At 41.2% G+C, this 11,015-nt stretch carries 13 protein-coding genes and 1 rRNA gene; 13 read left to right on the top strand and 1 reads right to left on the bottom strand.

Features of this window, described 5'->3' with window-relative positions; translation table 11 throughout:
* The 12 genes from rrf to rsmI all read left to right on the top strand — a co-directional run.
* Positions 1 to 89 (top strand): 5S ribosomal RNA (gene rrf / locus ACIQXU_RS19590); the annotation flags it as partial.
* 252 nt (positions 90 to 341) lie between these two features.
* A complete protein-coding gene (locus ACIQXU_RS19585; RefSeq protein ID WP_402875864.1) occupies positions 342 to 560 on the top strand; it encodes a sigma factor G inhibitor Gin in 219 nt (72 codons plus the stop codon).
* Between the two features lie 182 nt (positions 561 to 742).
* Positions 743 to 2,212 (top strand): aminotransferase class I/II-fold pyridoxal phosphate-dependent enzyme, encoded by a 1,470-nt coding sequence (locus tag ACIQXU_RS19580; protein ID WP_402959592.1) that lies wholly within the window; start codon positions 743 to 745, stop codon positions 2,210 to 2,212.
* A gap of 39 nt (positions 2,213 to 2,251) precedes the next feature.
* Entirely contained in the window at positions 2,252 to 2,887 is a 636-nt protein-coding gene (tmk, locus tag ACIQXU_RS19575; RefSeq protein ID WP_402991803.1) for a dTMP kinase, read from the top strand.
* Positions 2,888 to 2,998: 111 nt separating this feature from the next.
* Positions 2,999 to 3,328: a cyclic-di-AMP receptor gene (locus tag ACIQXU_RS19570; RefSeq protein ID WP_402875870.1), complete on the top strand. Its 330-nt coding sequence runs from the start codon at positions 2,999 to 3,001 to the stop codon at positions 3,326 to 3,328.
* Between the two features lie 24 nt (positions 3,329 to 3,352).
* Entirely contained in the window at positions 3,353 to 3,793 is a 441-nt protein-coding gene (locus ACIQXU_RS19565; RefSeq protein WP_402875872.1) for a YaaR family protein, read from the top strand.
* Positions 3,794 to 3,806: 13 nt separating this feature from the next.
* The gene (gene holB, locus ACIQXU_RS19560; protein WP_402991806.1) at positions 3,807 to 4,805 is read left to right on the top strand and encodes a DNA polymerase III subunit delta'; all 999 of its coding nucleotides are present in this window, start codon (positions 3,807 to 3,809) and stop codon (positions 4,803 to 4,805) included.
* Position 4,806: 1 nt separating this feature from the next.
* Complete coding sequence (gene ricT, locus ACIQXU_RS19555; protein WP_402875876.1) at positions 4,807 to 5,637, top strand: competence/sporulation regulator complex protein RicT; 831 nt, start codon at positions 4,807 to 4,809, stop codon at positions 5,635 to 5,637.
* Between the two features lie 14 nt (positions 5,638 to 5,651).
* On the top strand, positions 5,652 to 6,026 hold the full coding sequence (gene yabA / locus ACIQXU_RS19550; protein WP_402875877.1) for a DNA replication initiation control protein YabA: 375 nt from the start codon (positions 5,652 to 5,654) through the stop codon (positions 6,024 to 6,026).
* Positions 6,027 to 6,202: 176 nt separating this feature from the next.
* Positions 6,203 to 6,946: a tRNA1(Val) (adenine(37)-N6)-methyltransferase gene (locus ACIQXU_RS19545; RefSeq protein WP_402875879.1), complete on the top strand. Its 744-nt coding sequence runs from the start codon at positions 6,203 to 6,205 to the stop codon at positions 6,944 to 6,946.
* Positions 6,891 to 7,193, top strand: a complete 303-nt coding sequence (locus ACIQXU_RS19540) for a GIY-YIG nuclease family protein (RefSeq protein WP_402991800.1) — start codon at positions 6,891 to 6,893, stop codon at positions 7,191 to 7,193. The genes ACIQXU_RS19545 and ACIQXU_RS19540 overlap by 56 nt, the downstream gene beginning before the upstream one ends.
* A 3-nt stretch (positions 7,194 to 7,196) precedes the next feature.
* A complete protein-coding gene (rsmI, locus tag ACIQXU_RS19535; protein WP_402959594.1) occupies positions 7,197 to 8,078 on the top strand; it encodes a 16S rRNA (cytidine(1402)-2'-O)-methyltransferase in 882 nt (293 codons plus the stop codon).
* A gap of 45 nt (positions 8,079 to 8,123) precedes the next feature.
* Here the strand turns inward: rsmI and ACIQXU_RS19530 are convergent, their stop codons facing one another.
* Positions 8,124 to 8,408, bottom strand: a complete 285-nt coding sequence (locus ACIQXU_RS19530; protein WP_402875885.1) for a transition state genes transcriptional regulator AbrB — start codon at positions 8,406 to 8,408, stop codon at positions 8,124 to 8,126.
* Between the two features lie 615 nt (positions 8,409 to 9,023).
* On the opposite strand from ACIQXU_RS19530, the gene metG reads away from it, so the two are divergent.
* On the top strand, positions 9,024 to 10,985 hold the full coding sequence (gene metG, locus ACIQXU_RS19525; protein ID WP_402875886.1) for a methionine--tRNA ligase: 1,962 nt from the start codon (positions 9,024 to 9,026) through the stop codon (positions 10,983 to 10,985).
* Positions 10,986 to 11,015 lie beyond the last annotated feature (30 nt).

Genomic DNA, 11,015 nt, shown 5'->3' with positions numbered 1-11,015 from the left:
CCCGTTCCCATTCCGAACACGGCAGTTAAGCTCTTCAGCGCCGATGGTAGTTGGGGGTTTCCCCCTGTGAGAGTAGGACGCCGCCAAGCCATTTCAAAGGTCAGCCATTAGGCTTGGCCTTTTTTTGTGTGCAGAAAGAACGAGTTGCATTATGGAATCTGATCATTGAACTTCAAATGAGAAATTGTTTTTTATGAAAACAATCTCGGAGACGGGGAATTTTTATATAGACATACACCTAATGTAAGCCATTATCATACATTATTAAAAGCAGCCCCGAGTTCTCTTAAACTATTTTAATTCTATGTATGCGGACAATGGTTTTTGGGGAGAATGCAGCTATGGAGGTGGAGATGTTGGGGAAAACAACAACCAAAACAACAGCAGGGGAATCGTGCGTGGTATGTGAACAAGTAAAAGGCATGGGGATACACCTATATACGACTTTCATCTGTGAAGAATGCGAAAGGGATATGATTGGGACGGATACGAATGACCCCAGGTATAAGTACTATTTGAAACAGTTAAGGAAAATTACGAATCCGGAAATTTGTTCATAATGTAAGTAGTTGTAGATAGTTGTAGAGTTAGAGAATAAAGAAATGGCGATTTCTTTATTCTCTAACTCTTTTTCCATGAGGAGGGAAATGAACCGCTTGATTGAACTTTTACCTTTTAGATAAGATAATCTTGGACAAATTTGATAAAATGAAGAACATTATGATGTTGAAGGAAGAGGGAAATGAATCAATTACATACGCCATTGTTCGATGCGATGAGCAATTTATATAAAAAGGGACCCATTTCATTACATGTCCCGGGCCATAAAAATGGTCAAGTGTTCAATGAAAAAGGTCGTGCACTCTATAAGCCCCTACTTGGAATAGACGCTACGGAAATAAGTGGCCTGGATGATTTACACGCTCCAGAAGGTGTCATATTGGAAGCTGAGAGACTACTTGCTGACTTATATGGAGTCCAGAAGAGTTATTTTTTGGTCAATGGAACAACTGTAGGTAACCTAGCCATGATCCTTGCGGCCTGTGGGGAGGGAGACAAGGTACTGGTTCAAAGGAATTGTCATAAATCCATCTTGCATGGCCTGATGTTGGCAAATGTACGGCCTGTTTTTTTACAACCTATATTTTATCGGGAATGGGAAGTAGCGGGTGGCATCAGTTCAGATCTATTGGGTGAGGCCTTGGATGTACATTCGGATGCCAAGGCTGTCATATTGACCAACCCGAATTACTATGGACTTGCTGAAAAAGGATTGTCTGGCCTTGTAAAAATGGCACATGAAAGAGGTATTCCCGTGTTGGTAGATGAGGCACATGGTGCTCACTTTCAATTGGGAAGCCTTTTTCCCGACTCCGCGATACTGGCGGGAGCCGATGCAGTTGTACACTCAGCCCATAAAACATTGCCAGCCATGACGATGGGGTCCTACCTTCATATTCATTCTGATTTGTTGGATTTGGACAAGATGACTTTCTATTTACAAATGCTACAATCGAGCAGTCCTTCTTATCCCATCATGGGGTCTCTTGACTTAGCGCGCGGATATCTAGCATCATTTACAATAGAAGACCAAAACCAGCTCATCAAAAGGATTTCAGACTTCAGAGGGGAGTTGGGCAAGCTCGGCACGATACGAGTACTGGAGGCACCATTGGGAACGTCTGCCGACCCCTTGAAAGTCGTCATCCAGTCCACGACAGGCTTAAGTGGATTTCAGTTACAGAAGTTATTTGAAGGGGAAAACCTATATCCGGAACTTGCGGATCCCTACAATCTTTTGATGACTCTTCCTTTAGTAAAGGAAGAACAGGATTTTCCTTTTAAGGAAATCATCAAAAAAATCGAACGAGCATCAAGTGCGATGAAAGATAGATCAGGAGAACAAGATGAAGAAGTTGTTCCACAAAGTGCACTCGGTAAAAACGCCATGACGAGCCTTGCCTATCCATACTCTGTCATGAAACAAAAAAGTACGGTCCAAGTTGAGTTTGGAAAAGCAATCGGTGCGGTATCTGCGGAAATGGTCATTCCTTATCCTCCTGGCATCCCCTTGATTATGACCGGGGAAATGATTACATCAGAGCATATCGATAATTTAGGGAGACTGTTAGCATTGGATTCAAGATTCCATGGAGGTTCTTTCCTTTCAAGCGGGAAGCTGATTGTTTATGAGGGCAGCCAGGTTGGATAAAATGATATACTACAAACAAAGAACCTTGGAGGTACACCAATGAATCGTGGGATTTTTATAACAATGGAAGGGCCTGAGGGAGCAGGGAAAACAACAATCATTCACATGCTCGGGAACGCCCTCCAACAAGAAGGTTATCAAGTTTTGCTAACACGGGAACCAGGTGGCATCCCGATATCCGAACAAATAAGAGAAGTTATCTTGAATAAAGACAATACAGCAATGGATTCAAGAACGGAGGCTTTACTATATGCTGCTGCAAGGCGGCAGCATTTGGTGGAAAAAGTCATCCCTGCACTAGAAAAGGGGACCATCGTCCTCTGTGACCGATTCATTGATAGCTCTTTGGCCTATCAAGGCTATGCAAGGGGCTTAGATATAGAAGATGTATACAATATTAATAAATTTGCAATTGGTGACATGATGCCTGATGCGACGTTCTTTTTCGATATAAAACCTGAAGAGGGTTTAAGACGGATACAGTCAAACGGGGACCGTGAAGTGAATCGACTGGATTTGGAGGCTCTGGAGTTTCATGAAAAGGTATATGAGGGTTATCAGCTAACCATTAGCAGATGGAAGGATCGTTACGTTATCATTGATGCCGATCAATCAATCGAGGAAGTTTTCCAAGAAGCGAAGAATCAATTAATGATAGCTTTGAAGAAGAGATAACGGTACGCTAGGATTTCCATATTATTCAACTGCACCCTATTCCATGTAAGCACAAATTGTTATAATGGGAGTAAGGTAGTGAAAATTCATAGTAAGCGGAGGATGATGAGAATGAAAATGATCATTGCTGTCGTTCAAGATAAGGATAGCCATCGGCTGCTTAATGAATTAGTGGATCATAATTTCAGGACAACCAAGCTCGCCAGTACGGGTGGGTTTTTAAAATCAGGGAATACAACCTTTATGATTGGCACGGAGGATACACGTGTCGATCAGGCGATTGAGATAATCAAGCGGAGTTGTCAGTCGCGTTCTCAATTAGTCTCCCCGGTCTCACCAATGGGTGGCAATGCCGAATCGTATGTACCATATCCGGTGGAAATTCAAGTAGGCGGTGCAACCATATTTGTCCTGCCGGTTGAAAATTTTCTGCAATTTTAACGGCTAGATATATGGAGGTTCTTTATGAAAATCAACCATGACATACCTATTAATTTGGATAAAGCCCGGCAGGATAATAAACAAATGCAATCAGGTAATGGAAGGTTTCAACAACTGGTTCAAACACAGGACCAGAAGATGCAGGTTCAAACTTTGAATCGTTTAATCGGGGACATTGAAGGGGCAGGTCAGCGCCTGGTCCGATCCCGGACCTTTAGGGAACTAGCCAAATATAAGGCATTAGTGAAGCGGTTTGTGCGCGAAGCTGTTGAGTATGGTCTTGAACTGAAGCAGTCCACGAGCTGGAATCAATACGGACAGAGTCGACCATTGAAGACCGTGGAAACGATTGATGCGAAACTGATCGAGTTAAGCGAGGAAATTTTAAATAAAGAGAAGAGTTCGCTTGAGATATTAGAAATGATAGGCGAAATTAAAGGACTGCTGATTAATTTATATACGTAAGTGAGTGATGATGTTGGATAAAACATGGCAGGAAATGAGACAAATTCAGCCGCAGGTTATGACGATGTTGCAAAATAGCATCACGAAGAACAGAGTGGCTCATGCGTATATATTTGAAGGGGATACAGGTACAGGTAAGAAAGAGGTAAGCAAAAATTTTGCAAAAAGCTTACTATGCGAGAACCCGGTCGAAGGCTTTGAGCCATGCGGACAGTGTAAGAACTGCAAACGAATTTCTAGTGGAAACCATCCGGATATCCATTTGATTGAAAAAGATGGACTGTCCATTAAAAAGGAACAAATTAAGAGTCTTCAAGAGGAATTCTCAAAGAAAAGTGTGGAAGCCAATCGGAAAGTGTACATGATTACCGATGCGGATAAGATGTCAGTCGGGGCAGCGAACAGTCTCTTGAAGTTTTTAGAAGAACCTGTAGGAGATACGGTAGCCATACTGATGACCGAACAAGTTCAGCGCATTCTACCGACCATTTTGTCGAGGTGCCAATTGATCTCGTTTAAACCGTTATCACCGGAGAATGTCAAACGAAAGCTGATGGAACAGGACGTGGACCCACAGATGGCCGCTGTCGTCGCTCATTTAACACAGAATGTGGTAGACGGAATTGACATGAGTCATGATGAATGGTTTGTACAAGGCCAAAAAATAGTGGTAAAATTGTATGAAGTGTTAAAACAGAATTCCCTGAAGGCCTTATTGTTCCTTCAGACGGATTGGTTTTCGCACTTTAAAGATAGAGAACAGGTAGACAGAGGCCTTGATTTGTTACTTCTTATTTATAAGGATTTATTATATATTCAGTTGGACAAGAAGGACCTGATTGTATTTCAAAATAAACTGAAGGAATTTGAAACTCACGCTCTTCATCTTTCTCCGAGACGACTCGCTGAACATATGGAGTTTATTTTGGAAGCGAAAAGGAAGTTGATGTCCAACACAAATCCACAGCTGTTGATGGAACAGCTTGTGCTGAATTTGCAGGAGGGATCATGATTTGTATGATGTTGTAGGTGTCCGTTTTAAAAAAGCGGGCAAAATATACTACTTTGATCCGGGCGAATTCGCCATTCCCAAGGACGATTTTGTTATAGTGGAGACTGTCCGCGGTGTTGAATTCGGTAAGGTTGTTACAGCCCGTAAACAAGTAGATGAAAATGATGTTGTCCTGCCATTGAAAAAAGTACTTCGGGTTGCAGATGCGAAAGATAAGCTAATTGTTGAGGAAAACAAGTCTGCTGCAGAAGAAGCTTATTATATATGTTGTCAAAAGGTCGATGAGCATAAGCTGGATATGAAGCTCGTTGACGTGTCCTATACCTTTGATAGAAATAAGGTAGTGTTTTACTTTACTGCGGATGGTCGCGTGGATTTCCGTGATTTAGTCAAAGATTTAGCAGCCATATTCAGAACCAGGATTGAACTTCGACAGATTGGAGTCAGGGATGAGGCTAAAATGCTTGGTGGCATTGGACCATGTGGCAGAATGCTTTGTTGCTCGACATTTCTGGGAGACTTTGAACCTGTTTCCATTAAAATGGCGAAAGATCAGAATTTATCACTAAATCCTACAAAAATCTCAGGATTATGTGGTCGATTGATGTGCTGTCTGAAATATGAAAATGACGAGTATGAGAGTGCGAAGGAAATGCTTCCTGATTTAGGTGAGATGATTGATACGCCTGGTGGCAAAGGCAAGGTAGTGGGGCTTAATATTCTAGAACGCGTACTTCAGATTGAACTAATCGAGCAGGAAAGAGTATTAGAGTATACTTTAGATGAGATTCTAAAAGAGGGAGCCGTTTCTATTCAAGCCACAGATTATTAAGGTGGTGGGAGAGCGTGGATAAGAAAGATATTTTTGAGTCGGTTACCAATATGGAAGCCCAGATAGGCCAATTATATAAACAGCTTGGAGAATTGAAGGAGAATCTTGCGGAAATCCTCGAAGGAAATCAATCGCTCAAGTTAGAAAATGAGCACTTGCGTCATCGATTGGGCCTTGCGGATGCCGAGAGTGAACCTGTTTCTATAAAAGAGAAACAAAAGACGAAGAACCGTACTGAGAGTACGAATAAGGTTATGGATATAGGGGAAGGCTATGATAATCTAGCCCGTATCTATCAAGAAGGCTTCCATATTTGTAATCTGCATTTTGGCAGTTTACGTAAAGAAGGAGATTGCCTGTTCTGTTTATCTTTTTTAAACAAGAAGTGAAAATGGAATAATATAAAAGAATGTTCCATCTCTTTTACGTGATAGATAGACCGTTTACAATATATAGTGATTCGGGGTCTGACGCATACTATGAGTCAGACCCTTTTTGTTACGAGTGAGGGTTAAAGTAAGGGCTTAATCCTGCTTTTTCTACATATATAGGAGGGTTAATAGCAATGGTAGAACTAAAAGGGGATGAACGGCTGGATTACCTGTTGGCGGAGGATTTACGGATCATCCAGAGTCCATCGGTGTTTTCTTTTTCATTAGATGCCGTTTTATTATCCAGGTTTGTAAGCGTACCGATCCAAAAGGGAAGGCTAGTGGATCTTTGTTCAGGCAATGGCGTCATACCCTTGTTGCTAAGCACAAGGACTAAAGGGTCCATTACGGGCATCGAAATCCAGGATCGCCTATATGACATGGCTCAAAGAACCATGGAGTATAACGGGGTTTCCTCGCAGATTGAAATGGTCCATGCTGATATAAAAGAAATCCCAAAGCAAATAGGATACAGTAAATATGATGTGGTAACGTGTAACCCACCGTACTTCCCGACTCCGTCCATTGAGGAAATCAATAAAAATGAACACTTTGCGATTGCCCGTCATGAAATCATGTGCACATTGGAAGACGTCATGCGTGTTTCAAGTCAGTTACTTCGTCAGGGTGGAAAAGCGGCATTCGTCCATAGACCTGGTCGTTTGATGGATATCCTACGACTGATGAGGGAGTATCGGATTGAACCGAAGAGGTTGCAATTCGTTTATCCAAAAAGTACAAAAGAGGCCAATACGATTCTCATTGAAGGAATTAAAGACGGAAACCCGGATTTGAAAATCCTACCTCCACTCGTTGTGTACAATGAACAGAATGAATATAATCCTGAAATCAGAAAGATTTTATATGGAGACGAATAGGCACTATTTCTACGTCTTAAAATGCAGCGATGATAGTTATTACGCGGGATACACCAATAATTTAGAACGAAGGATCAATATGCATAATCAGGGGAAAGGCGCTAAATATACGCGTGGACGGACCCCTGTGGAACTGATTTATCATGAAACGTTTGAAAACCAGACTTTGGCCATGAAGGCAGAATACCAGTTCAAGCAACTAACCAGAAAACAAAAAGAAAAGTGGATGGCAAAGGAGGAGACATAATCTATGTGGCAGCAAAAGAGTTTCGAAAAAGAGGGGTTGGAACCGGCTTTATATCTAGTCCCTACTCCTATAGGCAATCTTGAAGATATGAGTTTCCGCGCTCTTAGGATTTTAAAGGAAGCAGATGTCATAGCTGCCGAGGATACGCGAAATACAAAAAAACTATGTAATTACTTTGAGATTTCTACACCTATCGTCAGTTATCATGAGCATAATAAGGAAAACAGCGGACGGCAAATGCTTGAGCGACTTCGTTCAGGCCAAGTGATCGCTCTCGTCAGTGATGCCGGTTTACCAACGATTTCCGATCCAGGCTATGAACTTGTGAGGGAGGCAATTGCTGAACAGTTTAAGGTTATCCCCTTGCCAGGAGCCAATGCGGCATTAACGGCGTTGATTGCCTCAGGGCTTTCCCCTCAACCCTTTTATTTCTATGGTTTCCTAAAGCGGGGAGCAAAAGAAAAGAAACAAGAGTTGGAAAAGTTAAAAAAAATGGAAGCTACTTGGATTGTATATGAATCGCCTCACCGCTTAAAGGAAACCTTGAAACATATGCATGAAATACTAGGAGACCGACAAATAGTCCTATGTCGTGAATTAACCAAGAAGTTTGAAGAGTTTATTCGCGGTACATTAAGTGAGGCAATGAATTGGGCGGCTGAAAATGAGGTGCGCGGTGAGTTCTGTTTGATAATAGAGGGTGCTCAAGAACAGGAAGAAGACCCAGAAGAAGCATGGTGGTCAGCTTTCGACATTGTTGGGCATGTCAACTATTATATCGAAACGAAGAAAATGCCTTCAAAGGATGCCATAAAGCAAGTTGCAAAAGATCGAAATATGCAAAAACGCGACGTATACCAGGCATTTCATATAGATGCCAACTAAATGGACAAAAAAAAACTTCCGAAATTCGGAAGTTTTTTATCTATATTAGTTAGAAGTTGCAAAGTTTTGTTGAATTTCTTTAATTAACATTTCTGCACCTTCACGGCTAAGAATTAACTTACCATTAGCAAGTGTAAGATTGTTATCAGAAACTTCACCAGTTACTTGACAAGTCATGTTAGGTTTATATTTTTTTAAGATAATGCGCTCATCATCCACATAGATTTCTAAAGCATCTTTCTCAGCGATGCCTAATGTACGGCGAAGCTCGATTGGAATAACTACCCGGCCTAACTCATCAACTTTACGAACGATTCCTGTAGATTTCATTGAAAATTCCCCTCTCAAAATACAATTTAGTACCTTTTTCTATTTTTTTCGTCATTATTCGACAATTTTTTTTATAAATTTATAATACCAGCCATTCCCATATTCGTCAATGATTTATTTTCATTTTTCTGTAAGAGCTCATTATCGCTTTTTATAAAGGATACGAAAAGTAATAAAGCAAAAAAGCCTTAGTCCTAGCTTGTCTGCGGAACCATTTACTTCACCAAGATTCGACAAACTATGATAATGGAGCTCTATCTCTTCCCTATTATAAGAGTAATGTTATTTTAGTTTCAAATCAAAAATTCGGAATATAGGATAATATTCCTGTAAAACGTCCAAATAGAATGGGAGATGTTGCGCAAAATATGAATAGTAAGGTATATTTTGTTGAGGTAAGAGGTAATGCTGAAAATAGGGTGAAGACAACCTTGCAAGCATTAAGCACTGATTAGAAATTCTTTGCCTTTCATTCGAATTTCAGGAAGAAATGATTGTTGATTCTTGTCGCATAGAATGACAGATAGGGTTAAAATAGAGATAATAGTTTTACTGTGCTCTAATTGGCAGGGGCAAGTCCTTAGCCAGTTTTGCAAATGATGAGGAGGCAATAAAATGCAGGAAAAATCAAATACATTTTATATTACAACACCCATATATTATCCAAGTGGTAATTTACATATAGGGCATGCGTATACGACGGTGGCAGGAGATGCCATGGCTCGTTACAAAAGGATGCGTGGCTTTGACGTTATGTACTTAACGGGAACGGATGAACATGGTCAGAAAATCCAGCGCAAAGCAGCTGAACAGGGCATCACACCTAAACAGTATGTGGACAATATCGTGTCTGGAATAAAAGAGCTTTGGAATAAGCTTGATATATCTTATGATGACTTCATAAGGACGACAGAAGACCGCCATAAAGAGGTTGTGGCAAAAATATTCAAGAAGCTGCTGGATCAGGGCGACATATACTTGGATCAATATGAAGGATTATATTGTACACCATGTGAATCTTTCTTTACGGAACGCCAAGTCGAAGAAGGTAATGGGAAATGTCCAGATTGTGGCCGACCAGTCGAGAAGGTTAAGGAAGAGTCATATTTCTTCAAGATGAGTAAGTATGCTGACCGTTTATTGAAGTTCTATGAGGAAAACCCTGAGTTCATCCAGCCTGAATCAAGAAAAAATGAAATGATCAATAACTTTATCAAACCGGGATTAGAAGATTTGGCCGTTTCTCGTACAACTTTTGACTGGGGAATTAAAGTACCGGGAGATCCGAAGCATGTCATTTATGTCTGGATTGATGCGTTGACTAACTATATTACAGCTTTAGGGTATGGGACGGATGATGATTCTAAATACAGGAATTACTGGCCGGCGGACGTTCACCTAGTAGGGAAGGAAATCGTTCGTTTCCATACCATATACTGGCCGATCATGTTAATGGCTCTCGATATGCCGCTTCCGAAAAAGGTATTTGCCCACGGCTGGTTGCTTATGAAAGACGGCAAAATGTCGAAGTCAAAAGGGAACGTGGTCGATCCGGTTACATTGATTGATCGATACGGTTTGGATTCCTTACGTTATTACCTTCTTCGTGAAGTCCCATTCGGTTCTGACGGGGTATTTACTCCAGAGGGATTTGTAGAACGGGTTAACTTTGACTTAGCGAATGATCTAGGTAATTTATTGAACAGAACCGTAGCCATGGTCAATAAGTATTTCGACGGTGTGATTCCAAACTATCAAGGGTCGAATGGCGAATTTGAAACAAACTTGCTTGAAATGAATCAAGATACGGTACATAAATATGAAGAAGCCATGGAAAAAATGGAATTCTCCGTTGCCCTTACGTCCATTTGGCAGCTTGTGAGCAGGACCAATAAGTTCATCGATGAAACCCAACCGTGGATGTTGGCTAAAGATGAAGCCAAAAAAGGGGAACTTGCAAGTGTTATGGTCCATTTGGCTGAATCTTTACGCCGGACAGCCGTCCTATTGAAACCATTTTTAACGCAGGCACCGGAAAAAGTCTTTACTCAGCTAGGCATTCAGGATGAGAACCTGAAGACATGGGATAGTCTCAGCGAGTTTGGATTAATTCCTTCCGATACAAGAGTGTTAAAAGGGGACCCTATCTTCCCGCGTTTAGATATGGAAGAGGAAGTTCAATATATTAAAGAACAAATGCAGGGTGGCACGTCCAAAGAGGAAGAAAAGGAAGAAGTCGAAATTCCGGAAGTTGATGAAATCACAATCGATGATTTCACAAAGGTTGAGTTGCGTGTAGCGCAGGTAATGGAAGTCGAGCCCGTAAAAAAAGCCGACAAACTGCTTAAGCTACAGTTGGATCTTGGGTACGAGAAGCGGCAGGTCGTATCCGGGATTGCTCAGCACTACAAACCAGAAGAATTAGTAGGGAAAAAAGTGATATGCGTTACCAATCTTAAACCAGTGAAATTACGTGGGGAGCTTTCTCAAGGAATGATTTTGGCTGGCAGCCAAGATGGCGTCCTATCTGTTGCTACAATAGATGCTTCCATTCCTAATGGATCGAAAGTGAAATAACTCAAAAAAACATAAAAGTGTTTCATATGA

The sequence above is a fragment of the Peribacillus sp. NPDC097284 genome, from assembly GCF_044761765.1.
In the GTDB taxonomy this organism is placed as follows: Bacteria; Bacillota; Bacilli; order Bacillales; family DSM-1321; genus Peribacillus.
Note: the sequence above shows the minus strand (reverse complement) of the source record. Positions and strands in the feature narration are given on the sequence as shown.